The following is a 25311-nucleotide window of genomic DNA, read 5'->3' on the forward strand; positions in this document are numbered from 1 at the left end:
CCGCCATGGATGAGTTCGAGGTGGTGGTCGGCGCCGGATCGTTGCGGTCGGCGCGCGGGGAGGCGGTCCGGTTCCCGCACCGGTGGACCCCGGAGGGGGTGACCGTCGAGGCCGACTTCACCGGCGCGCACCTGCTGCACCTGGCCGCCGCCGGCTGCGTGCTCAACGACGTCTACCGCGAAGCCGCCGCCCTGGACCTCCCCGTCGACGGCGTCCGGGTGACCGCGGCCGGCGGCTTCGACATGTCCACCTGGGCGTCGAGCGGTATCACGTACCGGGTCGAGCTGGCCTCCCCGGCCTCACCCACCGATCAGGCTGCGTTGCTGGCCCGGGTCGACGAGGTCGCGGAGATCCCCCGGGCCATCCGAGCCGGCGCCCCGGTCGAACGGCAGCCCCGATGACCCCCACCGACCCTCCCCGCGCGCCTCTGACGCCCGGCGATTCTGCTGGCGCCCCTATGACCCCCGCCGATTCTGGCCGCGCGCCGATGACGCCCGCCGACTCTCCCCGTGCCCCTCTGACGCCCGGCGATTCTGCTCGCGCGCCGATGACGGCTGGCGGTTCTGGCCGCGCGCCGATGACGCCCGCCGAAGTCGTCCGGGCGGTCACCGCGGGTGTCGGCCGTCTGATCGCCGGCAACCTCAGCGAGGCCGACCGCGAGCGCGAACTGGACCAGCTGGCCGCCCTCTACGCCGAGCGGACCGACGTGCGGCACCCGCTCCGGCCGCTCGGCGACACCCCGCTGCGCACCCGGGCCGAACTGCGCAAACACTTCGCCGAGGGCCCCGGGGCAGCCCGCGCGGAACGCTTCGAAGCCGTCGGCGAGGTCCGCGAGACGGACGACCCGGAGCTGGTCGTCTACGAGTTCTGCTACGAGGTCACCGTCAACGGCCGCTCGTTCTCCCTGCCGTGCGTGTTCGTCACCCGGGTCCGCAACGGCGAGATCGTCGAGTCCCGCGACTACAACGACCACCTCGGCATGGCCCGGGCCTTCAACTTCCTGGACTCGCTGGCCGCCCAGCTGACCACTCACTGACGGCCCGCTTCTCTTCCGGCCACGCCTTCCCGGTACGCCCGCAGCCCCCGCCCCGACCCACCCTTCTGTGACAGCCCGCCCGCAAGGCGATCCCGAAACCGGTCCGCGGCGCGCTCGCGGGCTCCGGCTGGTGCTCAGGGGTGTCTCGGCGTGGCCGAGACACCCCTGAGCACCAGCCGGAGCCCTGGCCCGCGTCGCCATCCGGAGTGAGCTCGCGCGTCGCGCGTCGCGCGTCGCGGTGGCGGGTGGCGTCCGGAATGACTCAGCTCGGCGCTTAGCCACTAATGAAATATTTCGGAGATTTCGCCCGGAATGGCTTGGTGGGCAGTGCAGCCGAGAAGCAGTCTGGCCAGGGCGTGCAGCCGCGAGTGGTTCAGCTGGGAGTGGTTCCGCCGGGGGCGTGGTGCTGGGAGTGGTTCCGCCGGGGGCGTGGTGCTGGGAGTGGTTCCGCCGGGGGGCGTGGTGCTGGGAATGGTCCCGCCGGGGAGCCGGGTGCCGGGCGGGGTTCAGCGGGGGCGGTGGGCTCCTGGCCAAGGGCCGGGAGGGTCGGTGGGGAGCGTGGTGGGGGCGGGCTCGGTTTCAGTGCGGTAGATGGTCAGGCCGCGGGCCTGGTAGTTGGCCAGGGCGGTGGGGCCGTCGAGGCTGCAGGTGTGCAGCCAGACGCGTTCCACCGGGGCGAGGTCGGGCCAGCGGGTGCGGAGTGACCAGGCCTTCTCCAGGGCGGTGGTGAGCAGGAAGCCGCCGATCCGCTTACCGGCGAACTGGGGGAGCAGCCCGAAATAGGTGACCTCGACGGCGCCGGGCTGGCTGCCGTCGAGTTCGATGTAGCCGGCCGGGGTGCCCCGGACATAAGCCACCCAGGTCTCCACGCCGGGGCGGTCCAGGTGGTCCTGCCACTGCTGCCAGGTCCACGGCAGCCGGTCGGTCCAGGTCCAGTCGCCGCCGACCGCGGTGTAGAGGAATCGGCTCAACTCCGGCGACGGAATCTCGGCCCGCACCACGTCGACGGGAACGGTGGGTTCGCCACCCTTCTTGATCAGCGCGGCGTCGGTCTGCTCCAGGTACCAGGTCGTGATCTCCACCCCGCCATGATCCCGTGGCAACGACCAGCCGCGCGGTGATGCCGGCCACCACCCAGCACGAACGGCCCGGCGGAGACGCACCGCCATCGTGCGGCCAGAGGTCAGAAGCGCCCGATGATGGCGATGGCGTCCGCGGTAGCGGCCGACCCAGCGGCAGTGTTGGCGGTGGCAGCCTGCACAGCGACAGCGTCCCGGGCGGCGATGGCGATGACGGCCAGCACAGCGACAACGGTGGCGGCCGGCGCAGCGACAACGGTGGCGGCCGGCGCATGGACGGCGGTGCCGGTCGGCGCAGCAGCAGCGTTGGTGGTCGGCGTATGGACGGCGGTGGCGGTCGGGCAGCGGTGGCTGCTGGTGCAGCGTCGGCGTCGGGGGTGGCGGTGGCGGCCGGCCTGGCAACAGCGGCAGCGGTGGCGATCAGGTGTGCCGCGTGGCTGAGTGGGCGGACGCGGGTGGCGCGGGTCACTGTCACAAACGACGGTGCTGGGCGGTCCCTTTCGTGAAACCGAGAAGTAGTGCGTTGCGGAGGTGGGCGGGATGCGGATCGCGGTAGCCGGTGGGACCGGTTGGGTCGGCAAGCTGGTGGTGGCGGAGGCCGAGCAGGCCGGGCACCAGGTGGTGGTGATCGCGCGGTCGCGGGGCATCGACGTGATCAGCGGCGCTGGGCTGGAGGAGGCGCTGCGCGGGGTCGATGTGGTGATCGACGTGACGAACCTGGCGACGCTGAGCGGAACGAAGGCCACCGCGTTCTTCGAGACGGTGACCCGGAACCTGCAGGAGGCCGAGGCCCGCGCCGGGGTGAAGCATCACGTGCTGCTCTCGATCATCGGGGTGGACCGGGTGGAGTGGGGTTACTACCGGGCGAAACTCAACCAGGAGAAGGTCGCGCTGGCCGGGCCGGTGCCGACGACGGTGTTGCGGGCGGCGCAGTTCCACGAGTTCGCGGTGCAGTCGCTGACCCGGATGGGCGGCCCGGTCGCGGTGGTGCCCAAGATGCTCAGCCAGCCGGTGGCGGCCCGCGAGGTGGCCACCGAACTGGTCCGGCTGGCCGAGGGCGCGCCGGCCGGGATGGCGCCGGAGATCGCCGGCCCGGAGACCCTGGAGATGAGCGACCTGGTCCGCAAGGTCTCCCGCGCGCACGGCCCGCACAAGTGGGTGCTCAGCTTCCCCTTGCCGGGCAAGGCCGGCAGGGCGATGGCCACCGGCGGCAACCTACCGACCACCCCGGGTGTCCGCGGCACCGAAACCTTCGCCCAGTGGCTGACCCACCAGCGATGAACCCGTCAACGGACCTGTCAGCGACGACGCCAGAAGCGAGCCGGACGGCGGCGCGGGCGGTGATCGGAGCGGTCGCCGCGGGGGTGCTGGCGCTCAACGGGGCGCTTGTCGGGGTTTGGGCAGGGGCCTTCCCGCTTTCGTTCTACCGCGATTTCCCCTGGCCGGGGGCTCACTGGGTGTCGGCGCTCGGGCCTTACAACGAGCACCTGGTGCGCGACGTGGGTGGGCTTTACCTCGGGCTGCTGGTGCTGTCGGTCGCGGCGCTGCGGCGGCCGGCGCTGCGCGGTGTGGCCGGAGGAGCCTGGCTGGTCTTCAGTGCCGAGCACCTCCTGTGGCACGCCTTCCACCTGGATGCCTTCCCGCGTTTCCACCAGGTCGCCAGCGTGGTGGCCCTGTCCGTCCCGCTGGTGCTCTCGGTGCTGTTGCTGCTGCCCGGCCGCGCCGCCGCACCCGCGGACCGGCGCACCTGATCGTGGGCGGTCGCTCCGGACCGCCCACGAAGACGGCCATCAGCAGCGCGAACAGCTTGGTCACCGCCACGGCCAGCAGCACAGAGAGCACGAGAGTGAGCGCGTCGTTACTCATGCATCCATTCTCGACCGCGGGTACGACAGAAATCGCCCACGATCGACACCTGACCGGATCACGACAGAAAGATCCAGCCGCCATCCGCGCCGAGCCGGCGATCTCTGTGCCGGCGGGCCGGACCGGGATCGCGATCAGGGTGGCGGTGCCCGGCCGCACCCCGATGAGAGAGGTCGCAGCCGGAAGAACCGGCGGGGCTCGGGTGAGGGCGCGGCCGGAGGCTGCACGGCCAAGAGGGCCCGGCTGAGGAAGGCGGAGGGCGGCCGGCACGGCCCGGCACGGAAAGCCAAGGCCAAGAAGGCGCGGCTGGCAAGGTGCGGCGGAGAAGGACGGCTGGCGGAGATACGGCCGGCGAGAGGCGGGCTGGACAAGGCCGTGTCGGAGGGTCCGGCCGGGGTCGTGGTGCAGGGCCCGGCCGGACCGCGGTAAGACTCAGCGCAGCAGGGAGGGCATCGCCTCGCGGAGCATCGAGCGCCACTCCGCCAACGGCGCGATGCCCGTCTCCGCCCACCGATCGTGACCGAGGACGCTGTAGGCGGGCCGCCGCGCCGGCCGCACGAACCGGTCACTGGTCGTCGGCCGCACCCGCGCGGGGTCCAGCCCGGCCTCCTCGAACACCGCCCGGGCCAGCCCGAACCACGTGGTCGACCCGGCGGCCGTGCCGTGGTAGACACCCGGTGCCGCGGACGACCGGCCCAGCGCCACGAGCTGCTCGGCCAGCGCGTACGACCAGGTCGGCGGCCCTTCCTGGTCGTCCACCACGTCGACCGTCTCCCGCAGGGCGGCCAGCCGCAGCATCGTCGCCACGAAGTTCGGCCCGTGCGCGCCGTACAACCAAGCCGTCCGCACCACGAACCCGCCCGCCGCCAGCACCGCGGCCTCGCCGACCGCCTTCCCTCGGCCGTAGGCGTTGATCGGCGCCCGCGTCGCGTCCTCCGGGATCGGCGAGCGTGCCGACCCGTCGAAGACGTAGTCGGTGGAGACGTGGACGAGCCGCTTCCCGGCGGCCGCCGCGAGGTTGGCCGCGCCCTGGCCGTTGACCGCGGTGGCCTGCGCTTCCGCCGTCTCCGCACCGTCCACGTCGGTCCAGGCCGCCGCGTTGATCACGACGTCCACCCCGGCGACCGCGTCGCGCACCGCGGCGGGAGACAGGATGTCCAGGTCCGCCCGGGTGGCCGCGACCACGTCGGAGCCCTGGAGGACCGCGAGCAGGTCCTGCCCGAGCATCCCGCCGGCCCCGGTGATCAGCCAGCGCATCAGAGTCCGGCCCGCGCCTTGAGCGGCTCCCACCAGTCCCGGTTCTCGCGGTACCAGGTGACCGTCGCGGCGAGGCCGTCAGCAAGGGTGACCTGCGGCTCGTACCCCAACTCGTTCTTGATCTTGGTGATGTCCAGCGAGTAGCGGCGGTCGTGACCCTTGCGGTCCTCGACCGGCGTGACCATGTCCCAGTCGGCGCCGCACGCGCTCAGCAGCAGGCCGGTCAGCTCCTTGTTGGTCAGCTCGGTGCCGCCGCCGATGTTGTAGACCTCGCCGGCCCGGCCCTTCTCCAGCGCCAGCTGGATGCCGCGGACGTGGTCGGTGACGTGCAGCCAGTCGCGCACGTTCCCGCCGTCGCCGTAGAGCGGCACCTTCTTGCCGTCCAGGAGGTTGGTCACGAACAGCGGGATGACCTTTTCCGGGAACTGGTGGCTGCCGTAGTTGTTGGAGCAGCGGGTGACCACCACGTCCATGCCGTGCGTCCGGTGCGCGGCCAGGGCGAGCAGGTCGGAGCCGGCCTTCGAGGCGGCGTACGGCGAGTTCGGCGCGAGCGGCCAGGTCTCGGTCCAGGAGCCCTGGTCGATCGAGCCGTAGACCTCGTCGGTGGAGACGTGCACGAACCGGCCGGTCCCGGCGGCCCGGGCGGCGTCGAGCAGCACCTGGGTGCCGAGCACGTTGGTGGTGACGAACGGCACGGCGCTGTTGATCGACCGGTCCACGTGCGACTCGGCGGCGAAGTGCACCACGGCGTCGTGGCCGGGCAGCAGGTCACGCAGCAGGTCCGCGTCGCCGATGTCGCCCTGCACGAACCTCAGTCGGGAATCCGTCACCGGGAGATTGGCGAGGTTGCCCGAATAGGACAACAGGTCCAGGACGGTCACCGATGCGCCAACCGCACCTGGGAATTCATCCTTTAGTACGGCACGCACGTAGGCCGAACCGATGAAACCGGCTCCACCGGTCACAAGAATCTGCACAGCGGCCGAGTGTACTACCGCTTCCACTGTGTTTAGTCTTCCTCGGTGCGCGGAATTCTCCTGGCCGGTGGCACCGGCTCCCGGTTGTGGCCGATCACCATGGCCATGTCGAAACAGCTCATGCCAATTTTTGACAAACCGATGGTGTACTACCCGTTGACCACACTCGTCTCCGCCGGAATTAGGGAGATCCTGGTCATCACCACACCGGAGGATCGACCGCATTTCCGGCGTCTACTGGGTGACGGTGACCGTTTCGGGCTGTCCCTTTCATATGCGGAACAGCCGAAACCGGACGGCATCGCCCAGGCCTTCCGGATCGGGGCGGATTTCATCGGCGACGAGCCGGTCGCGCTGATTCTGGGCGACAACATCTTCCACGGGGTGGGCCTGGGCCGGCAGCTGGCCGCGTTCACCGCGCCGGTCGGTGGGCGGGTGTTCGCCTACCCGGTGGCCGACCCGGAGCGCTACGGCGTGGTCGAGTTCGACGAGGCCGGCAAGGTGCTGTCCATCGAGGAGAAGCCGGAGAAGCCCAAGTCCCGGTACGTGGTGCCGGGCCTCTACTTCTACGACGCGGACGTGGTGGAGATCGCCGGCCGGCTGCGGCCCAGCGCGCGGGGCGAGCTGGAGATCACCGCGGTGAACGAGGAGTACCTGCGCCGCGGCCGCCTGGACGTGACCGTATTGGATCGGGGAACGGTGTGGTTGGACACCGGCACCTTCCAATCCATGGTGCAGGCGTCGGAGTATGTCCGGGTGATCGAGGAACGGCAGGGCCTGAAGATCGGATGTGTCGAGGAGGCCGCCTGGCGGCTCGGCTTCATCTCCGACGATCAGTTGCGTGAGCTGGCCCAGCCTCTGCTGAAGAGCGGCTACGGCGTCTATCTGGAAGGGCTGCTGGAGAGGGGTGTCCGGTGAAGATCCGGCCGCTGACCATCGAGGGCGCCTGGGAGGTGACCCCGGTGCAGCACGGCGACGACCGGGGCACGTTCCTGGAGTGGTACCGCTTCGATCACCTGGCCGCGGTGGTCGGGCATCCGCTCGACCTGGCCCAGGCCAACCTGTCCACCTCGGCCCGGGGCGTGGTGCGCGGCGTGCACTTCGCCGACGTACCGCCCGGCCAGGCGAAATACGTGACGTGCGTCTCCGGCGCGGTGCTCGACGTGGTGGTGGACCTCCGGGTCGGCTCACCGACCTTCGGGCAGTGGGAGGGGGTGCCGCTGGACGACGTGGACCGGCGGGCCGTCTACCTGTCCGAGGGGCTCGGGCACGCCTTCTGCGCGCTGACCGAGGGGGCCACGGTGGCCTACCTCTGCTCGGCGACCTATCGGCCCGGGCACGAGCACGGGGTGCACCCGCTGGACCCGGATCTGGCGATCTCCTGGCCGGTCGAGGCGCCGTCGCTGTCGCCCAAGGACGCCGCCGCGCCGTCGCTGACCGAGGCGCGGGAGAGCGGCCTGCTGCCGAGCCTTGAAACATGCCGTGACTATGTCAAAACAATGCGTCATTTTGATGACACTCAATAGTCCGGTGTGGATGATTGACTCGCGTAGATCCCTGTAGTAAGACATCCCGGAATTTGGACAGGTCCGAACTGGACGCCTTGCGCGTCTTCGTCAAAGGGACCTCATCCGAATAGCCATTCGCGTCGTGCGGAAAGCTGTAGCGCGGGACGGGTAGGGTTCAGCAGTCTGTCTCTTGTGTCCGGTGGGTCTCCGTCGCGTGACCGGCCGGTCACTGCTGAGTGCGGTTAAGTGCCTCGGCGTCATGAGGTGACCGGCATGTCCGGTTTGCCAGTTAAATTAGGTAATGGATTGACCGCAGCCAATGGGGGCAGAGGCGTGCAGACAATCGAGTCGCTGGCCACCGTCGACCTCAGCGATCGTGCTGATCAGGTCCGGCGGGGACGACGTGCCGGCGAGACCCGGGCCGGCTGGCAGAGCCGCTATGCCCGGGTGCTCTACCTCATCGACTATGCCGTCGGACTGGGCGCCGCCTGCTGGGCGCTGGTCCTGCGGTTCGGCCCGGACAACCAGACCGAGCCGAACATCAAGGGCTACGTCCTGCTGACCGCGGTCCTGCCGATCGCCTGGATCATCTGCCTGTCGGTGAACCGCGCCTACGAGCCGCGGCACCTGTTCGTCGGCACCGACGAGTACGCCCGGGTCTTCCGCTCCGGGCTGGCGCTGATGGCCGTGCTGGCCATCGTCTCGTTCGCCTTCGACCTGCGGCTGGCCCGCGGTTACGTGAGCATCGCGCTGCCGCTGGCGATCGTCGTCGACCTCGGCGCCCGCTACCTCTACCGGCAGCGGCTGCACCGGGTCTGGGCGCGCGGCGACCGGCTGCACCGGGTGCTGCTGGTCGGCCACGAGAAAGCCGTCTCGGACATGACCCGCCGGCTGCGCCGCGAGCGCTACCACGGGATGGGCGTGATCGGCGCCTGCCTGCCGGTCACCCCGAACCCGAAGGCGTTCAGCGCCGGCATGCCACCGGTCTACGGCACCTTCGACGCGGTCGCCTCCGCGGTCACCCGCTCCGACGCGGACACCGTGATCGTGCTGGCCTGCCCGGAGATCGACGGCGCGGCCCTGCGCCGGCTCGCCTGGCAGCTGGAGCGCGACGAGATCGACCTGATCGTGGCCAGCACCCTGGTCGACGTGGCCGGCGACCGGACCACCATCCGCCCGGTGGACGGCCTGCCGATGCTGCACGTCGAGCACCCCAAGCTCAAGGGCAGCGCCCGGGTGGTCAAGGACGCCTTCGACCGGATCGGCGCCGCGCTGCTGCTGTTCCTGCTCTCCCCGCTGCTGCTGGTCACCGCCGGCCTGGTGATGTTCGGCAAGGGCGGCCGCGGCCCGGCGATCTTCAAGCAGGAGCGGGTCGGCAAGGACGGCCGCACCTTCATGCTCTTCAAGTTCCGCACCATGGTGGTCGACGCCGAGGCCCGGCTCGCCGAGTTGCAGGCACTCAACGAGCACGACGGCGAGCTGTTCAAAATCAGGCAGGACCCGCGGATCACGCCGATCGGCCACTGGCTGCGCCGGTTCTCCATCGACGAGCTGCCCCAGCTGCTCAACGTGCTCAAGGGCGACATGTCGCTGGTCGGCCCGCGCCCGCCGCTGGCCCGCGAGGTGGCCGGCTACCCGTCCGACATGCTCCGCCGGCTGGTCGTCAAACCCGGGCTCACCGGCCTCTGGCAGGTGTCCGGCCGCTCCGACCTGTCCTGGGAGGAGTCGATCCGTCTCGACCTCAGCTATGTGGAGAACTGGTCGCTCGCCATGGACGTCGCCATCCTGTTCCGTACCGTCAGCGCGGTCCTGCGCAGCTCGGGGGCTTACTGATGACCATCCGTCCGCGCCTGACCGTGATCGGCACCGGGTACCTCGGCGCCACCCACGCGATCTGCATGGCCGTCATGGGCTTCGAGGTGCTCGGCGTCGACGTGGACGCCAGCAAGATCGAGAAGCTGAGCGCCGGTGCGGTCCCGTTCTTCGAGCCCGGCCTGCCCGAACTGCTCACCAAGGCCCTGGAGTCCGGCCGGCTGCGGTTCAGCACCGACTTCCAGGAGGCCGCCGCCTTCGGCGACGTCCATTTCATCTGCGTCGGCACGCCCCAGGCCGCGGGTTCCGAGGCCGCCGATCTGCGGTACGTGGACAGCGCGGTCACCACGCTCGCCCGGCACCTGACCCGTCGCGCCCTGGTGGTCGGCAAATCCACCGTCCCGGTCGGCACCGCGGCCCGGCTGGCCGGCCTGCTCCGCGAGCTGGCCCCGGCCGGCGACGCGGTCGAGCTGGCCTGGAACCCGGAGTTCCTGCGCGAGGGCTTCGCCGTCGACGACACCATGAAACCCGACCGGATGGTCTTCGGGGTCACCTCGGACTGGGCCGAGCAGCAGCTGCGCACCGCGTTCGAGCCGGTCCTGGCCCAGGGCGTCCCGGTCAAGGTGACCGACCTGCAGACCGCCGAGCTGGTCAAGGTCGCCGCCAACTCGTTCCTGGCCACCAAGATCTCCTACATCAACGCGATGGCCGAGATCTGCGAGGCGACCGGCGCCGACGTGCACGACCTGGCCGAGGCGCTGGCCTACGACGAGCGGATCGGCGGCCGGTTCCTGCGCCCGGGGCTCGGCTTCGGCGGCGGCTGCCTGCCCAAGGACATCCGCGCGTTCGCGCACCGGGCCGAGGAGCTCGGCGTGGGCCAGGCGGTCGGCTTCCTGCGCGAGATCGACGGCATCAATCGGCGGCGACGGGCTCGTACCGTGGACCTGGTCGTCGAACTGTGCGGCGGCGACGTGGCCGGCAAGCGGATCGCCGCGCTCGGCGCCGCGTTCAAGCCGAACTCCGACGACATCCGGGACGCGCCCGCCCTGGACGTGGCGGCCACCCTGCACCGGATGGGCGCCGACGTGGTGGTCTACGACCCGGCCGCGATGGACAACGCCCGCCGGGTGCACCCCGAGCTGTGCTACGCCACCAACGCCCTGGACGCCGCCCGGGACGCGGACGTGGTGGTGCTGCTCACCGAGTGGAACGAGTTCCGCGAGATCGAGCCGTCGGCGATGGCCGCCGTGGTGCGCCGTGCCAAGATCGTCGACGGGCGGCACGCCCTGGTCCCGGCGAGCTGGCGCGCCGCCGGCTGGGAGTACCGCGCCCTCGGCCGCCCCATCGTTCCGTCCGCTCAGGGAGCTCAGTAGTGAAGATTTCCGTGGTCCGCCCCGACGAGCTGGGCCCCGGTGAGCTGACCGCCTGGCGACAGTTCCAGAAGGACCAGCCCGAGCTGCAGAACCCGTTCCTCGCGCCGGAGTTCACCGTGGCCGTTTCTCATCAGCGGCCGACCGCCCGGGTGGCGGTCCTGGAGGACTCCGGTGGCATCGCCGGGTTCTTCCCGTTCGAGGTGCGCAACCGGGTGGTCGGGGTGCCGGTCGGGTTCGGGATCACCGACTGCCAGGGGCTGGTGCACCGGGCCGGGTTCGAGTGGGACGCGCTGGCGCTGCTCAAGGCGTGCAAGCTGCCGGTCTGGGAGTTCGACCACCTGATGGCCGGGCAGACCGCGTTCGCCGGTTACCACGCGGAGACCACCGGGTCGCCGCTGATCGACCTGCGGGCCGGCTACCCGGCGTACGTCGAGAATCGCAACAGCGGCGGCGACGTGGTCAAACAGACGCTGCGCAAGCAGCGCAAGATGGCCCGGGAGGTGGGCGAGGAGCGGTTCGTCTGGGACGACCGCGACCCGGGCGCGCTCGCCGCGCTGCGCGAGTGGAAATCCGCGCAGTACCGGCGCACCCAGCAGTACGACCGGTTCGACACCCCGTGGATCGAGGGCGTCCTCGAGGAGCTGCTCGCCTCGACGTCCGACGACTGCCGCGCGGTGGTCTCCACCGTCTACGCCGGGGACCGGCCGGTCGCCGCACACCTGGGCCTGCGCAGCCCGTCGGTGCTCGCCTACTGGTTCCCCGCCTACGACCTGGACCTGTCCAAGTACTCCGCCGGAATCCTGCTCTGCCTGCGGATGGCCGAGGCCGGCGCGGCCGACGGCATCCAGACCATCGACCTGGGCAAGTCCGAGGCGCTCTACAAGACCCGGCTGATGAACGCCGAGACCCCGGTCGCCGCCGGCCGGGTCGGCCGCCCCGGGCTGGTCAGCACCGCGCGGCGCACCCAGACCGCCCTGGCCCGCTCGATCAAGCAGGGCGCGCTGGGGGAGAAGCTCAAGAACGGCCGCACCGGCAAGGTGCTCCGCGGACTGAAGGCGAGGCTGGCCTCCCGATGACGGTGCTGGTCGCAGTGGTCACCTACAACAGCGAGCGGCTGCTCGCCGACCTGATCGACGGGCTGCGCGTCGGCCTGGACGGGGTCAAGTGGCACCTCACGGTCGCCGACAACGACTCCAAGGACGACAGCGTCGCCACCGTCCGCCGGCTCGCGCCGGAGGCCACCGTCGTCGAGATGGGGCGCAACGCCGGGTACGCCGCCGGGATCAACGCGGCGGTGGCCGCCTCCCCCGCACACGACGCGATCCTGGTGCTCAACCCGGACGTCCGGCTCACCCCGGGCTGCATCACGATCCTGCTGGACGCGCTGACCGAGCCGGGCACCGGCATCGCGGTGCCGAACATCGTGGACGGCGACGGCGAGCTGATCTACACGATGCGGCGCGACCCGAGCGTGCTGCGCACCCTCGGCGACGCGTTCCTCGGCGCCCGCCGGGCCGGGCGGTTCGGGCCGCTCGGCGAGGTGGTCGCCGACGAGCGGCTCTACGCCCAGGAGCGGTTCGCCGACTGGGCCGAGGGGTCCACCATGCTGGTCAGCGCCGAGTGCTGGGAGCGGTGCGGGCCGTGGGACGAGTCGTTCTTCCTCTACTCCGAGGAGACCGACTTCGCCCTGCGGGCGAGAGACGCCGGTCTGCGGACGAGGTATGTCCCGTCCGCCAAGGCCACGCACCTCGAAGGCGACTCCCGGGTGTCCCCGGGGCTGTGGTCGCTGCTCACCCTCAACAAGGTCCGGCTGCACCGCAAACGCCACGGGCGGGCCCGGGCGGGCGCGCTGTGGGCGGCCCTGCTGCTGCGCGAGTCGAGCCGCGCCGTGCTCGGCAAGAAGCCCAGCCGCGCCGCGACCCGGGACCTGCTCACCCCGTCCCGGATGCGCGAGACTCCCGGCCCGGCCAGCGTGATCCGCTGGTCGTGACCTAGCTGACTGGTGCTGAACGCGGGCCGATCAAGACTTTGATCAACCCGCGTTCAACGCCAGTCACCTAGCCGGTCGAACAGGCCGGCATCCCGGCCGGCGGGTGCGCCCGGGTGAACACGTCGGCGCCCGGCAGGAAGCCCCAGCCGTCCCACTCCTGCCCGGCGCCGGCCTCGGTACGGTCGCCGCGGGTGTAGTACCAGATCGTCCCGGTCTCCGGGTCGGCCGACCAGCACACGAACCAGCTGCGCGGGGCCTCCATGACCGCGACCTCGCGGGCGCCACCGGGCATCGGATGGAGCACCGCGCCCGCGCGGTTGTCGCAGACGTAGTCGGTGTGCCAGACGCGTCCGCCGAGGCGCGAGTCGACATGGTTCACCCCGGACCGTTGCTCGCACGCTTGTGCCCGGGGACTATCCGCTCCGGTGGCGTTGACCGCGTAGGCGGCACCACCCACGCCGCCCAGCGTGATCAGCGCGCCGAGCACGGCGAACCAGGGGCGCCGGCGGCGAGCCCCGCCGGCGGTGGTTGTCTCGGCGGCCGTACTCGTCTCGGTGACCGGGTCCGGCTCGGTGACCGTGGCCGCCAGCCACAGACGTTCCAGGTCGGCGAGTTCCTCGGCGGTCGCCTCGCACTCGCGGGCCCAGTCCCGGACGATGTCCCATCGTGGCGGCACGGCGTCGCCGGCGGCATAACGGTGCAGCGCCGACTTGCTCACCGCCAGACGTCGCTCCAGTGCGGCGAAACTCCGCCCGCTGCGCCGCTTCAGCGCGGTGAGTGCGGAGTCCAAGGTCTGTTCTCGCAGTCTCTCCTGCATCGATGTCCCCCGTGGATTGGTCCCGTCTCGTTCCGTCCCCTCCCGTCCCGTCCCGTCGACCGGCCGCGGGATGGTGGGACGACGCACGCTCTGACCCAGGATGAGCCGCCGCGGCAACCGTTTCCGTGGCGGCCGACAACGATCGACGTCAGGAGATCAGCGTGCCAGGAAACCCGAATCCGTCCCGGATCACCGACGCGTCATGGTGGCTCATGCAGCAGCTGCTCGCGTTGCAGCCGGGCACCGTGAACGGTGGCATCTACGCCAACAAGTCGGGCTACCACAACACCCGGGCAGCCAACCAGTCGAGCTGGCCGGACAACTACTCCATCCGGGACGCCGAGGACCGGGGTGGCCCGGCCGACAAGGCGGCCGCGTACGACTGGACCTTCCCGGACGCCCAGGGCGGGAACTACACCACGATCGCGAAGTACAGCCGGCGGCTGCTCGACTCCGGGCGCGACGCCGGCGACCCGCGGCTGAACGGCTGGCGCGAGTTCTTCGGACAGACCGACACCGATGGCGAGGTGGAGGGCTGGGACTTCCGCCGCGGCCGGGCCGCGTCGTCGGACAGCTCGCACCTGTGGCACATCCATCTCAGCGAGGACCGCGACAAGGTCACCGACCTGGAGAACAAGAAGGCGGTGCTGAGCGTGCTCCGCGGTGAAACCGTGGCTCAGTGGCGGGCCGGCTCGGGCCGGACCCTGACCGGCAGGCTCGCTGACATCAACGGTGACGGCCGGGTCGACCTTCTGGCTCGTTTCCCGGACGGGAATCTGTTCGTGTATCCGGGCACCGGTAAGTCGGGGACGGAGACGTTCGGGGAGCGGTACCAGGTCGGTATCGGTTGGAACGAGGCTACAGCGATCACGGTCGCGGACGTCAACGGTGATGGCCGGGTCGACCTTCTGGCTCGTTTCCCGGACGGGAATCTGTTCGTGTATCCCGGTACCGGTAAGTCGGGGACGGAGACGTTCGGGGAGCGGTACCAGGTCGGTATCGGTTGGAACGAGGCTACAGCGGTCACGGTCGCGGACGTCAACGGTGATGGCCGGGTCGACCTTCTGGCTCGTTTCCCGGACGGGAATCTGTTCGTGTATCCCGGTACCGGTAAGTCGGGGACGGAGACGTTCGGGGAGCGGTACCAGGTCGGTATCGGTTGGAATGACGCCACGGCGATCACGGTCGCGGACGTCAACGGTGACGGCCGGGCGGACATCCTTGCTCGTTTCCCGGACGGGAATCTCTACGTCTATCCCGGCACCGGCAGGTCGGGGACGGAGACGTTCGGGGAGCGGTACCAGGTCGGTATCGGCTGGAATGACGCCACGGCGATCACCGTCGCCGACATCAACGGCGACGGTCGCGCCGACCTTCTGGCTCGTTTCCCGGACGGGAACCTCTACGTCTACCCCGGCACCGGCAAGTCCGGCACGGAAACCTTCGGCGAGCGTTACCAGGTCGGCACCGGCTGGAACGTCGTCACCGCCCTCACCTGAAAGGACCAACCATGCCAGCGTCCAAGCCTTGTTCGCCGGGCGGCGCCAGCGCCGGCGACACCGCGACAGCCGACCAGTTGCGACCCCGGATGAACGGTCCGCGGCTCGGCCGTCGTATCAGTGGCAACAACGTCTGCTGTGCCCGGGTCATCGTGAACGCCGTGCGGAGCCGGGGCCTGCCGGTCCGGGCCGCGGTCATCGCGGTCACCACGGCGATCACCGAGACCAGCCTGAACAACTACACCGAAGCGGTCGACCACGACAGCCTGGGCCTGTTCCAGCAGCGGCCGTCGCAGGGCTGGGGTTCCCCGGCGCAGCTGACCGATCCGGTGTACGCCACCAACGCCTTCCTGAACGCGATGCTCCGCAAGTACCCGAACAACGGGTGGATGACCGGCGACATCGGCGCCATCTGCCAGCGGGTGCAGGTGTCGGCGGTTCCGGACGCCTACGGCCGGGAGGTGCACGACGCTCAGCTGCTGGCGGACGCGTTGTGGAGTGGCTCCGGCCGCACCCTGACCGGCAGGCTCGCCGACATCAACGGTGATGGCCGGGTCGATCTTTTGGCTCGTTTCCCGGACGGGAATCTGTACGTGTATCCCGGTACCGGTAGGTCGGGGACGGAGACGTTCGGGGAGCGGTATCAGGTCGGTATTGGTTGGAACGAGGCCACGGCGATCACGGTCGCGGACATCAACGGTGATGGCCGGGCGGACATCCTTGCTCGTTTCCCGGACGGGAATCTGTACGTGTATCCCGGTACCGGTAAGTCGGGGACGGAGACGTTCGGGGAGCGGTATCAGGTCGGTATTGGTTGGAACGAGGCCACGGCGATCACGGTCGCGGACATCAACGGTGATGGCCGGGCGGACATCCTTGCTCGTTTCCCAGACGGGAACCTGTACGTGTATCCCGGTACCGGTAAGTCGGGGACGGAGACGTTCGGGGAGCGGTACCAGGTCGGCATTGGTTGGAATGACGCCACGGCGATCACGGTCGCGGACATCAACGGTGACGGGCGGGTCGACCTTCTGGCTCGTTTCCCGGACGGGAACCTGTACGTGTATCCGGGCACCGGTAAGTCGGGGACGGAGACGTTCGGGGAGCGGTACCAGGTCGGCATTGGTTGGAATGACGCCACGGCGATCACGGTCGCGGACATCAACGGTGACGGGCGGGTCGACCTTCTGGCTCGTTTCCCGGACGGGAACCTCTACGTCTACCCCGGCACCGGCAAGTCCGGCACGGAGACGTTCGGTGGGCGGTACCAGGTCGGCATCGGCTGGAACGAGGCCACCGCGATCACCTGAGACAACGGTCCTATCCGAACGGGGTGCGGTCGAAGCTGATCCCACCCCGTTCGGCCATCCGCAGCCGGCGGCGGCCGAGCACCGGTGGCCGGCGCACGACCAGCCCCCAGCCGACCGCGGTGAAGCTCAGCTCGAGTTCGCTCCCGCGCAGGTGCCAGCTGTCATGCTTACCCGGCTCCCGGGTCATCACCGGCCGGTCCAGGTCCATCCGCCGGCACAGGGAGCGGAACCCGCCGTTGACGTCCCAGACGCTGGAGAAGGTCAGGGTGGCCGGGGCGACCCAGAAGTCGACGCTGCGCCACTGCCCGTGCTCCACCCGGCCGACGATGTAGTCCAGGTCGAAGTGCAGCTCCACGGCGGACGGCGCGGTCGGATCGATGTCGTCCCATTCCGCGAACTCCTCGGGCGACAGGTCGTCGGGCGGCCCCTCGTCGTCGGTCACCGCCAGGGCATGCACCTGACAGCGATCCCAGTACATGGCGTCCAGATCCTGATCCGTCCAGCGGGCCTTACGGAGCCCGGACGCGGGGTGCAGCGGAGTCTCCATGGGACGATTGTCGCCCCGTTCGCCGCTCAGGCGGTGGTGGCCGCAGGCTCGGGTAGGTGGGCGGCTTCCAAGGCGGTGACCACGCTCCAGCCGAGCCGCTGGTAGAGCGCGCGCCCGTCGTCGGTGGCGACCAGGACGCCGTGCGGCATGCCGTGGCGCACCGCGTGCTCGGCGAGCATGCCCATCACCGTGCTGCCCAGGCCGCGCCGCCGGTGCGCCGGCGCGGTCTCCACCCGGTCGATCACGGCGATCGAACCGGCGGGCGCCAGGAAGGCGGACGCCGCGGTCGCTCCGTCGGCGTCACGGACCCGCGCCTCGACGACCCGGCCGTCGGTGCGGATCTCCCCGATGTACGGCTCCGGCACCCTTCCGGCACCGGCGCCGAACCGGGTGCTCATCACGTGCAGGGTCTCCGCCGGCACCCAGCCCGCGGGCAGCGCCGCCCGCAACCGGCCGGCCGGCGTGACCGCCTTGATCCAGGTCCCGGGCGAATGCGGGGCGTCCGCCAGGCCGGCGAGGTCGGCGCCGGTCAGCACGTAGCGGATCCGGTGTCCCGGCAGGCCCACGTGGATGCGCCAGCCGCCGGGCACCGCAGTCGGCGCCGGGGTGGCGCGGGAGGTGGCCCACCCGTGCACCCACGCGGTCATCAGGTTCGGCAGATCGTCCGGCACGGACGCTTGACTCGTCGGCACAGATGTCAAGATTCCGTAGTTGCCAGCGATTTGCAATAAGAGTCAGCGCCAGCGTTTGACGACGCCGGCGGCGGCGTTGCGGAGCCGTGGCCGCAGCGACCGGGATCGCTGGACGGCCGCGCGGACCGACTCCGGGGTGTCGTCGCGGTAGACGCTGAAGCGCGGCTGCAGCCAGCGCCCGGGCCGGGCCGGGCGGCGGTCGCTGGTGAAGACCGTGGTGTAGCCGAGCCGGCGCAGCGCGGCCAGCGTGGTGCGGTCGTAGCGGCCCAGCGGGCAGGCCGCCCGGGTGACCGGCCGGCCGATGACCGAGGAGATGCGGTCCCGGGCCTCGGCCAGCTCGGCCCGCGTGGTGGCGTCGTCCATGCCGCGCCACGGGTGGTGCCACATGCCGTGGTTGGCCACCGGCATACCGTTTTTGATCAGCGTGCGCAGGTCGTCGGCGCCCAGGCTGCCGGGCTGGTCGAGGCGGCCGGCCAGGACGAAGAACTCGGCGGTGAGGCCACGCTCCAGCAGGGCCGGCAGGGCGATCTCGACGTCCGAGGTGTTGCTGTCGTCGAAGCTGAGGTTCACGTCGGGCCAGCCGGCGACCTCGTCGAGGATCGCCGCGAAGGCCGCCTCGGAGATCCAGTACTGGTCCTCGCCGGGCTCCAGCTCGCGCTGCGGCTCGCCGATGCCGTGGAACAGGATGTTGATCTGCTCAGGCACGCGACTCCTCCTGGATCCGGGAGGACTCGTCGCGGCCCCAGCCGCCGTCCGGCCGGCGCTTGGCCTGCGCCGCCGCGTACAGGGTGATGCCGACGTAGCACACCGCGGCGGGAGCCAGCCACGGGCGGCGCAGAACCACATCCTTGAGCCAGGAGGAGCGGCCGGAGGGGCGTACCGAAGCGGTGATTTCGCCTCGGGCCGCGGCCTCCCGCATCGCCGCGTTGCCGGCCCGCACCCGGATCAGCCGGCGGATCAGATCCCGCGTCCTGCGCGGGGTCGCCACCAGCGACGGGACCGACGCCACCTGGGTCTTTTCGTCCACAGTGAACAATGAGTCGACGAACAGGTCGTCGGCCACCATGTCGGGAAATTCCCCGAATCGCGCCCGGCCGGCCTCGGACAGCACGATCACACCGCGCCCGAACAGCCCGGTCTGCAGTGCGGGGAGGTGCCGGTGGACGCTGAAGTAGGCCCGGACCAGCAGCGGCCGCCCGGTCAGGTCCAGCTCGCGCCGGGCCGTGGCGGCCGGCGTCTGCCGGGTCGCCGCGGCCAGCGCGCGCAGTCCCTCGGTGCTGACCATGATGTCGGCGTCCAGATAGACGCGCGGAAAACCGGCCGCGGCCGCGTCGCCCGCATTGAGGGCGCCGGGTTTGCCCGGGTCCGGGAGATCGATTATCCGTACGCCCCGAGCCGCCGCGACGGCAACGGTGTCGTCGGTGCACCCGTTCGCGGCCACGGTCACGTCGAACTCGCCGGGCCGCGCGTCCGCCAGCAGCGTGTCCAGGCAGCGGCCGATCACCGCGGCCTCGTTGTGCGCGGCGATGACGACACTGGTCACGGCGCGTCCGCCCGGCTGGCCTCGTCGACCGGCTGCCGCTGGGCCGGGATGGCGGCGGCGGGCACCTTGAGCAGCTCGCGCCAGACCGCGATGTACTTCTCGGCCTGGTGCTCCCAGGACAGGAAGTCGCGGAAGCGCTCCTTGCCGACCTGGTGCATGTGCTGCCGCAGCGCCGGGTCGTCGAGCAGCGTGTTGATCGCCTCGGCGAACTCGGCCGGGTCGCCGTTTTTCACGTAGAGGCCGGCCTCGCCGACGCTGGCCCGGGTCTCGATCAGGTCGACCGCGACCACCGGCACGCCGCGGCCCAGGTACTCCACCGTCTTGGCCATCGTGGAGAGCTGGTTCATCCGGGTCGGCAGGTCGGGCTGGATGGCCACGGTGGCGTCGCGCAGCAGCGCGTCCACCTCGGGCCCGTTGAGCCAGCCGGTGAACTCGACGACGTCGGTCAGGCCACGCTCGGTGGCCAGCTCGCGCAGCGCGGCGGCGGTCTCGCCGTCGCCGGCCAGGACCATCCGCCAGCCGGTCCGGCCGCGCAGCTTGATCAGCTCCTCGGCGGCCAGCACGGCGCCCTCGACGTTGTCCTGGGGGCCGAAGACGCCCAGGTAGACCACCCGGTGCGGACCGTCGGCCGGAGCACCGGAGGCGGCCGCCTTGGCGGCGATCTCGGCGTGCGCGGGACCGTTGCGGACCACGGTCACCTTGGCCGCGTCGACGCCGCGGCGGACCGCGTTGTCCTTGAACGACTCGTTGGTGGCGAACACCGCGGTCGCGGTGCGCAGGGTCAGCCACTCGAAGGCGACCAGCAGCTTGGAGACCAGCGGGTTCGGCTCGCCGCCCCGGGAGATGTAGACCTCCGGGGACAGGTCGTGGTGGTCGAAGACCCACGGCTTGCCCAGCGCCCGGACCAGCAGCGCCAGCGGGAAGTAGACGTCCGGCGGGTTGCACACCTGCACGGCCTGCGCCCGGCCGCGGACGATCTCGCCGAGCACCCGGATGGTGATCCAGAAGAAGGACCAGAGGAACTCCGCGGCGAACGAGACGAACCCGCTGCCGTAGAGCAGCACCGGGTACGGCCGCAGCCGGGTGCGCTGGCTGCCGGGGAGGATTCTGAGACTACGGTCACCGCGCGGTGCGATCACCGTCACGTCGAAGCCGGCGGCCTCCAGGCTGAGGCATTCGCGAATGACCCGGCGGTCCTTCTCGGCGGGCAGGTTGGCCACCAAAATCGCGACGCTCGGTCGGCGGTTCGATCCCATCACGCGAACAACATTTCAGAAACGTGCTCGCGTAGACATGCCGCGTCGGTCACAGCTAAGGGGCTGAACGGACTAGTTGATCAGTCCGATGTGGCGAATCCGCCGTGGCAGCGGCGTTCTTCGCGCGTCGCCGCCGGCGGCCCAGCAGGGCGTCTGTCCAGAATGCGACAGCGCAGGTCCCGACCGCCCCGAGCAGCCCGACGCCGATCAGCGAGCGCAGCGGCGAGTGGGTCAGCAGGGTGGAGCTCGGCGGGACCAGCAGGGCGACCGTGATGCGCAGCCCCTTCTTCACGTTGTACTCGTCCTGCATCTCCTTGAGCTCCTGCTCATAGGTGGTGCGCAGGATCGCCAGCGAGCGCAGCCCGGCCTGCTCGTCGGTGCTGATGTTGGTGATCGACATCGATCCGATCACGTACCGCGGCTCCTGCCGGGTGCCGGTGTTGCGCGGTTCGAACTTGTACGTCCCGGTGACCCCCTTGCCCTTGAACATCTCCTGGGCGTCGGCGGTGTTCAACCTGTTCGCCACGGCCGCCGCGGTCACCGCGATGGACGGGTAGAGCCCGGTGACCGGGTTCGGCGCGTACTCGGAGACCGGGGGCTGGATCATCAGCACCTCGGAGGCCAGGTAGCGGTCCTGGGTGTGCACCGCCGGGTTGGCCGCGGCCGCGGTGAGCAAAGCCCCGGCAAGGATCACATACCACCGTCGTTCCAGCACACCGGCCATATCGGACAGATACATCGTTTTCCCGCTCCCTGCGCCTGACCTGCTGGGGGACTCCTTAGCGCGCCGACCTCGATCTCGTCAACTTCGATTGCAGACGGATGTCCAATAGCCACCCGTGCCTTCGTCGTATAACTTGGCGATCGTGTGTCGGGGGGCACCGGTCGCCCCTCCGTTATGGAACTCCGTGGCGACGAAAGACGTCCTGGCGGAATTTGGAGAAGGCGTCCGTGGACCTCGGCGAGATCCTGCGCATCCTGCGCAACCGCTGGTACATCGTTGTGCCCATGTTGGTACTGGCGGTGGGCCTCGGCATCGGCACCTACATCATGGTGCCGACCACCTACACGACCTACACGATGGTCAGTCTGCTGGCCGCGCCGACCACGAGCAAGGCCACCGCGGTCAACACCGGCCAGGACAACCCGTTCCTCAACTTCAACGGCTCGCTCGTGGCGACCGCCGACTTCCTCGGCCGCCGGCTCGCCTCGACCGACACGGTCCTCGAGCTCAAGGCCACCGGGATCACCGAGAAGTACGAGGTCGCCCTGGCCGAGAACGCCCAGGGCCCGTTCCTCACCATCACTCTGACCGGGGGCGAGGACCGGGAGCACCTGCTCGCCTCGGCGAACCAGCTGGCCGCCTTCGCCGACAAGACGCTCTCCGAGATCCAGAAGCAGAACAACGTCGCCGAGAAGGACCGGATCACGCTGACCCAGGTGATCCCGCCGCAGAAGCCCGAGGCCGAGACCAAGGAGAAGCTCAAGCTGGTCATCGTGGCCGGCGGCGGCGCCGCGGCGCTCGCCTTCGTGCTGACCTTCGTGGTGGAGAGCATCAGCCGGGCCCGCCGCCGCAAGGCGCTCGGCGACGCCGCGGTGCCGGCCGCCTCGGGCGCGGCCACCGCGACCCCGGACATCGAGGGCACCGTGGTGCTGCAGCTGCCGCCCAGCGCGCCGAAGGCGGCCGCCGCGAAACCGGCCGTCGCCAAACCGGCGGCGTCCAAGGCGTCGGCCGCGGTCACCCCGCCGCCCACGGACCCGGAGAAGACGCAGCGTCTGCGGATCCCGTCGCGTCCGGTGAGCAACCCGCCGGCCGAGAACCGGTCGCAGCCGCGTGCCGCCACGACCTACCAGTCGAACGGCGGGGACCGTAGGGGTCAGGATGCCGGCCGCGTCAACGGCAGCTGAGGCGTCCCGCACGGTCCCGGCCACCCCCAGCCGGAACGGCGCCCTCTACCGCTCCCAGCAGCGGCTCCGGACCCTCGGCCCGGATTCGCTGCTGGCCGTCTACATCGTGCTGCTGCTGGTGCTGCCGTCCCGGCTAGTGGTCGCCAGCATCGGCGCGACCGGCACGGTGGCCAACCTCTTCCTGCTGGTGTCGCTGCTCTGGTTCGCGCTGAGCTGGCTGATGCGGCGGGTGTCGACCGCGCCGTTCACCCGGCCGGCCCGGCTGGCCCTGCTCGGTTACGCGGTGGCGGTGCTGCTGGCCTACGTCGCGGTCGGCCGCCGCGACGCCGACCCGACCGAGTACAGCGCCGCCGACCGGGGCCTGCTGCAGCTGCTCATCTGGCTGCCGTTGATCCTGCTCACCAGCTCGCTGACCGAGTACCGGCAGATCGACCGGCTGCTGCGGCTGTTCGTCCGGCTCTGCGCCGGGGTGGCCCTGGTCGCGATGCTGGAGTTCGTCTTCAAGACCAGCCTCACCTCGTGGATCGTGATCCCCGGCCTGTCCAGCAACTCGGCGGCCGAGCTGATCTCCCGGGGCGACTTCGTCCGGCCCACCGCGACCGCGGCGAACACGCTGGAGCTGGCCACCACCATGGTGATCGCCCTGCCGTTCGCCATCCAGCAGGCGTTCCACGGCGAGGGCCGCAGCCTGTGGCGGCGCTGGGTGCCGGTCGGCCTGATCTCGCTGGCCGCCGTGATGACCGTCTCGCGGACCTCGGTGATCGGCCTGATCATCACCCTGGCCGTGCTGCTGCCCACCTGGGAGCTGTCCCGGGTCGGCCGGTTCGTGCTGGTGATGATCCCGGCGCTGGGCGCGGTCCGGGTGCTGGTGCCCGGCCTGGTCGGCACGCTGGTCGGCCTGTTCACCGCGATGCTCGACGGCGGCGACAACAGCACCCAGTCCCGCGAGGCGACCAGCGCCGACGTGGGGGAGTACAGCGCCGGCCACACCTGGTTCGGCCGCGGTCCCGGCACGTTCCTGCCACTGCTCTACCGCTACACCGACAACCAGTACCTGCTGGCGCTGCTGGAGATCGGCGTTGTCGGAATTGTCGCCATCGTCGCCATCTATGTGACGATGATCCACTGTGGCGGCGCCGGACGCCGCCGGTTCACCGATCCGGCACGCCGGGAGACCGGTCAGGGTTTCGTGGCCGTCGGGTTCGTGCTCCTCGTCGTAACGGCCACATTCGACACGCTGAGCTTCCCGATCGTCGCCGGATCCACTTTCCTGATGTTGGGCCTGTCCGGTGCTTATCTGAGCGTGGCCCGCCGCGAACAGGCGCTAATGGGAGATCTTCCACAGTGACGGATTTGAACCGACGGGTGGCCACGGCCGCCCGCTGGAGCCTTGTCAACACCATCGTCCGGCGGCTGGGCACCTTCGCCGTCGGCGTGGTGTTGGCGCGCCTGTACTTCGGGCCCTACGAGTGGGGCCTCTACTCCGTCGGCCTGCTCGTGCTGGCGATGCTGCTCTCGCTCAACGAGATGGGCGTCAGCCTGGCGCTGGTCCGGTGGGAGGGCGACATCCGCCGCTTCGCCCCGACCGTGCTGACGTTGTCCACCCTGTCCAGCTCGGCGTTCTACCTGTTGCTCTACTTCACGGCGCCGACCGTGGCCCGGCTGCTCGGCTCGCCGGACGCCACCCTGATGCTGCGGGTGCTCTGCCTCACCGTGATCATCGACGGCATCGCCTGCGTCCCGCTGGGCCAGCTGAACCGCGAGTTCCAGCAGTTCCGGCGGACCGCGGTGGACATCCTGAACTTCGTGGTCAACACGGTCGCCACGATCGCGCTGGCCGCGGCCGGGGTGGGCGCCATGGCGTTCGCCTGGGGCTCGCTGGCCGGCAACCTGGTGGCGCTGGCCGGCTTCGCGCTCTGTGCGCCCGGCATGCTGCGCTTCGGGTGGAACAAGGAACAGGCCCGGCAACTGCTTCGGTACGGCCTGCCGCTCGCCTCGGCCAGCCTGCTCACCCTCGGCATCGTCAACGTCGACTCGGTGGTCGTCGGCTCGGTGCTCGGTCCCGCCGCGCTCGGCATCTACGCGATGGCGTTCAACATGTCGAGCTGGCCGGTCCGGATGGTCTCGGAGACCGCCCGGCGGGTGTCGTTCGCCGGCTTCTCCCGGCTCGCCGACTCGTCGCCGGCCGAGTTCGCCAGCGGCTTCGTCCGGGCCTTCACCCTGGTCATCGCGGCCGCGGTGCCGATCTGCGTGGTCCTCGGCGTGCTCGCCCTGCCGATCATCACGTTCGTCTACGGCGACCAGTGGGCGGCCGCCGCGCTGCCGCTGCAGTTCCTGGTCGGCCTGGGGCTGCTGCGCACCGCGGTCGAGCTGTCCTACGACGGGCTGGCCACCCGGGTCCGCAAGACCCTGATGGTGATGCAGGCCTGGTGGCTGCTCGCGCTGATCCCGGTGCTGCTGCTCTTCGCCCACCGGTGGGGCGTGCCGGGCGTCGCCGCCGGGCACGTGGTGGTGGCCGGCCTGCTGGTCGCCCCGGTCTTCCTGTGGGCGCTGGTCCGGCTCGGCATCCCGGCCGGCCAGATCCTGCTGGCCTGTGTCCGCCCGGTGCTCGGCGGCGTGGCCATGGGCGTGGTCGCCTGGGCCGTGCACCGGTGGCTCGGCGGCGGGTTCGTCGGCCTGACCGTGGCCGGCCTGGCCGCCCTCGCCGCCTACGTGCCGTTCGTGCTGCCCATCGTGAAACGCCTCCGGTCCGGAGCGGCCGGCGCCGACCCGGCGCCCACCGGCGAGCCCGCGCTCGCCGTCACCGCCGCCGACCCGTCCTAGCCCTGGGAGAACGAGACA

Annotated in this window: 25 protein-coding genes and 1 pseudogene; 16 read left to right on the plus strand and 10 right to left on the minus strand. The window is 70.6% G+C overall.

The genetic code is table 11. The annotated features are described in order from the left end of the window. Positions 1-5: 5 nt before the first annotated feature. Entirely contained in the window at positions 6-401 is a 396-nt protein-coding gene (locus tag BJY16_RS24550) for an OsmC family protein (protein ID WP_185041926.1), read from the plus strand. Between the two features lie 176 nt (positions 402-577). Further along, complete coding sequence (locus tag BJY16_RS24555; RefSeq protein ID WP_185041927.1) at positions 578-1036, plus strand: nuclear transport factor 2 family protein; 459 nt, start codon at positions 578-580, stop codon at positions 1034-1036. Positions 1037-1542: 506 nt separating this feature from the next. Here the strand turns inward: BJY16_RS24555 and BJY16_RS24560 are convergent. Beyond that, positions 1543-2118 (minus strand): GNAT family N-acetyltransferase, encoded by a 576-nt coding sequence (locus BJY16_RS24560; protein WP_185041928.1) that lies wholly within the window; start codon positions 2116-2118, stop codon positions 1543-1545. Positions 2119-2655: 537 nt separating this feature from the next. Here BJY16_RS24560 and BJY16_RS24565 point away from each other — a divergent pair. Next, on the plus strand, positions 2656-3396 hold the full coding sequence (locus tag BJY16_RS24565) for an SDR family oxidoreductase (protein ID WP_185041929.1): 741 nt from the start codon (positions 2656-2658) through the stop codon (positions 3394-3396). A 209-nt stretch (positions 3397-3605) separates the two neighbouring features. Then, positions 3606-3866, plus strand: coding sequence for a hypothetical protein (locus BJY16_RS24570; protein WP_239177953.1), 261 nt, complete (start codon positions 3606-3608; stop codon positions 3864-3866). Between the two features lie 547 nt (positions 3867-4413). Here the strand turns inward: BJY16_RS24570 and rfbD are convergent. Beyond that, complete coding sequence (gene rfbD / locus BJY16_RS24575) at positions 4414-5238, minus strand: dTDP-4-dehydrorhamnose reductase (protein WP_185041930.1); 825 nt, start codon at positions 5236-5238, stop codon at positions 4414-4416. Next, entirely contained in the window at positions 5238-6215 is a 978-nt protein-coding gene (gene rfbB, locus BJY16_RS24580) for a dTDP-glucose 4,6-dehydratase (protein ID WP_185041931.1), read from the minus strand. Before rfbB ends, rfbD begins: the two co-directional genes overlap by 1 nt. A 45-nt stretch (positions 6216-6260) precedes the next feature. On the opposite strand from rfbB, the gene rfbA reads away from it, so the two are divergent. The 6 genes from rfbA (at position 6261) to BJY16_RS24610 (ending at position 12898) form a co-directional block, all read left to right on the plus strand. Then, on the plus strand, positions 6261-7133 hold the full coding sequence (gene rfbA, locus BJY16_RS24585; RefSeq protein ID WP_185041932.1) for a glucose-1-phosphate thymidylyltransferase RfbA: 873 nt from the start codon (positions 6261-6263) through the stop codon (positions 7131-7133). Continuing rightward, positions 7130-7741 (plus strand): dTDP-4-dehydrorhamnose 3,5-epimerase family protein, encoded by a 612-nt coding sequence (locus BJY16_RS24590; protein WP_185041933.1) that lies wholly within the window; start codon positions 7130-7132, stop codon positions 7739-7741. Before rfbA ends, BJY16_RS24590 begins: the two co-directional genes overlap by 4 nt. 315 nt (positions 7742-8056) lie before the next feature. Then, positions 8057-9556: a sugar transferase gene (locus BJY16_RS24595; RefSeq protein ID WP_185041934.1), complete on the plus strand. Its 1500-nt coding sequence runs from the start codon at positions 8057-8059 to the stop codon at positions 9554-9556. Beyond that, on the plus strand, positions 9556-10908 hold the full coding sequence (locus BJY16_RS24600; RefSeq protein WP_185041935.1) for a UDP-glucose dehydrogenase family protein: 1353 nt from the start codon (positions 9556-9558) through the stop codon (positions 10906-10908). The genes BJY16_RS24595 and BJY16_RS24600 overlap by 1 nt, the downstream gene beginning before the upstream one ends. Continuing rightward, positions 10908-11984: a GNAT family N-acetyltransferase gene (locus BJY16_RS24605; RefSeq protein WP_185041936.1), complete on the plus strand. Its 1077-nt coding sequence runs from the start codon at positions 10908-10910 to the stop codon at positions 11982-11984. The genes BJY16_RS24600 and BJY16_RS24605 overlap by 1 nt, the downstream gene beginning before the upstream one ends. After that, positions 11981-12898, plus strand: coding sequence for a glycosyltransferase (locus BJY16_RS24610; RefSeq protein WP_185041937.1), 918 nt, complete (start codon positions 11981-11983; stop codon positions 12896-12898). The genes BJY16_RS24605 and BJY16_RS24610 overlap by 4 nt, the downstream gene beginning before the upstream one ends. Positions 12899-12965: 67 nt before the next feature. On the opposite strand, the gene BJY16_RS24615 is transcribed toward BJY16_RS24610, so the two are convergent. Further along, complete coding sequence (locus BJY16_RS24615) at positions 12966-13688, minus strand: helix-turn-helix domain-containing protein (RefSeq protein ID WP_185041938.1); 723 nt, start codon at positions 13686-13688, stop codon at positions 12966-12968. Positions 13689-13882: 194 nt separating this feature from the next. Between BJY16_RS24615 and BJY16_RS47405 the strand changes: the two are divergent. From BJY16_RS47405 to BJY16_RS24625, 3 genes and pseudogenes are all read left to right on the plus strand, one after another. Beyond that, positions 13883-14401: pseudogene (locus tag BJY16_RS47405) on the plus strand (hypothetical protein); the annotation flags it as partial. Further along, the gene (locus BJY16_RS47410) at positions 14387-15214 is read left to right on the plus strand and encodes an FG-GAP-like repeat-containing protein (RefSeq protein ID WP_311775363.1); all 828 of its coding nucleotides are present in this window, start codon (positions 14387-14389) and stop codon (positions 15212-15214) included. The pseudogene BJY16_RS47405 and the gene BJY16_RS47410, both read left to right, overlap by 15 nt. An 11-nt stretch (positions 15215-15225) precedes the next feature. Continuing rightward, positions 15226-16524: an FG-GAP-like repeat-containing protein gene (locus BJY16_RS24625; RefSeq protein ID WP_185041940.1), complete on the plus strand. Its 1299-nt coding sequence runs from the start codon at positions 15226-15228 to the stop codon at positions 16522-16524. A gap of 10 nt (positions 16525-16534) precedes the next feature. On the opposite strand, the gene BJY16_RS24630 is transcribed toward BJY16_RS24625, so the two are convergent. From BJY16_RS24630 to BJY16_RS24655, 6 genes are all read right to left on the minus strand, one after another. Next, positions 16535-17071 carry a hypothetical protein gene (locus BJY16_RS24630; protein ID WP_185041941.1) on the minus strand — a complete coding sequence of 179 codons (537 nt, stop codon included), beginning with the start codon at positions 17069-17071 and terminating at the stop codon, positions 16535-16537. A 26-nt stretch (positions 17072-17097) separates the two neighbouring features. After that, positions 17098-17742, minus strand: coding sequence for a GNAT family N-acetyltransferase (locus BJY16_RS48535; protein WP_185041942.1), 645 nt, complete (start codon positions 17740-17742; stop codon positions 17098-17100). Between the two features lie 63 nt (positions 17743-17805). Continuing rightward, a complete protein-coding gene (locus BJY16_RS24640; RefSeq protein WP_185041943.1) occupies positions 17806-18468 on the minus strand; it encodes a polysaccharide deacetylase family protein in 663 nt (220 codons plus the stop codon). Beyond that, positions 18461-19306, minus strand: a complete 846-nt coding sequence (locus BJY16_RS24645) for a glycosyltransferase (RefSeq protein ID WP_185041944.1) — start codon at positions 19304-19306, stop codon at positions 18461-18463. The genes BJY16_RS24640 and BJY16_RS24645 overlap by 8 nt, the downstream gene beginning before the upstream one ends. Then, on the minus strand, positions 19303-20562 hold the full coding sequence (locus BJY16_RS24650; RefSeq protein ID WP_185041945.1) for a glycosyltransferase family 4 protein: 1260 nt from the start codon (positions 20560-20562) through the stop codon (positions 19303-19305). Before BJY16_RS24650 ends, BJY16_RS24645 begins: the two co-directional genes overlap by 4 nt. A gap of 55 nt (positions 20563-20617) precedes the next feature. After that, positions 20618-21301 (minus strand): hypothetical protein, encoded by a 684-nt coding sequence (locus BJY16_RS24655; RefSeq protein WP_185041946.1) that lies wholly within the window; start codon positions 21299-21301, stop codon positions 20618-20620. 212 nt (positions 21302-21513) lie between these two features. On the opposite strand from BJY16_RS24655, the gene BJY16_RS24660 reads away from it, so the two are divergent. From BJY16_RS24660 to BJY16_RS24670, 3 genes are read left to right on the plus strand one after another with little or no spacing between them, the layout of a single operon-like run. Then, a complete protein-coding gene (locus BJY16_RS24660) occupies positions 21514-22470 on the plus strand; it encodes a YveK family protein (RefSeq protein WP_185041947.1) in 957 nt (318 codons plus the stop codon). Continuing rightward, complete coding sequence (locus tag BJY16_RS24665; protein ID WP_185041948.1) at positions 22445-23818, plus strand: O-antigen ligase family protein; 1374 nt, start codon at positions 22445-22447, stop codon at positions 23816-23818. The genes BJY16_RS24660 and BJY16_RS24665 overlap by 26 nt, the downstream gene beginning before the upstream one ends. After that, complete coding sequence (locus tag BJY16_RS24670; protein ID WP_185041949.1) at positions 23815-25293, plus strand: oligosaccharide flippase family protein; 1479 nt, start codon at positions 23815-23817, stop codon at positions 25291-25293. Before BJY16_RS24665 ends, BJY16_RS24670 begins: the two co-directional genes overlap by 4 nt. The last annotated feature ends 18 nt before the right edge of the window (positions 25294-25311 follow it).

Origin of the sequence: Actinoplanes octamycinicus (assembly GCF_014205225.1) — a bacterium.
Lineage (GTDB): Bacteria > Actinomycetota > Actinomycetes > Mycobacteriales > Micromonosporaceae > Actinoplanes > Actinoplanes octamycinicus.

Coding starts and splice junctions, on each gene's coding strand:
- BJY16_RS24610 (WP_185041937.1), top strand. CDS start 11,981: ATGACGGTGCTGGTCGCAGTGGTCACCTACAACAGCGAGCGGCTGCTC.
- BJY16_RS24650 (WP_185041945.1), bottom strand. CDS start 20,562: ATGGGATCGAACCGCCGACCGAGCGTCGCGATTTTGGTGGCCAACCTG.
- BJY16_RS24555 (WP_185041927.1), top strand. CDS start 578: ATGACGCCCGCCGAAGTCGTCCGGGCGGTCACCGCGGGTGTCGGCCGT.
- BJY16_RS24630 (WP_185041941.1), bottom strand. CDS start 17,071: ATGGAGACTCCGCTGCACCCCGCGTCCGGGCTCCGTAAGGCCCGCTGG.
- rfbD (WP_185041930.1), bottom strand. CDS start 5,238: ATGCGCTGGCTGATCACCGGGGCCGGCGGGATGCTCGGGCAGGACCTG.
- BJY16_RS24565 (WP_185041929.1), top strand. CDS start 2,656: ATGCGGATCGCGGTAGCCGGTGGGACCGGTTGGGTCGGCAAGCTGGTG.
- BJY16_RS24600 (WP_185041935.1), top strand. CDS start 9,556: ATGACCATCCGTCCGCGCCTGACCGTGATCGGCACCGGGTACCTCGGC.
- BJY16_RS24655 (WP_185041946.1), bottom strand. CDS start 21,301: ATGTATCTGTCCGATATGGCCGGTGTGCTGGAACGACGGTGGTATGTG.
- BJY16_RS24665 (WP_185041948.1), top strand. CDS start 22,445: ATGCCGGCCGCGTCAACGGCAGCTGAGGCGTCCCGCACGGTCCCGGCC.
- BJY16_RS24625 (WP_185041940.1), top strand. CDS start 15,226: ATGCCAGCGTCCAAGCCTTGTTCGCCGGGCGGCGCCAGCGCCGGCGAC.
- BJY16_RS24550 (WP_185041926.1), top strand. CDS start 6: ATGGATGAGTTCGAGGTGGTGGTCGGCGCCGGATCGTTGCGGTCGGCG.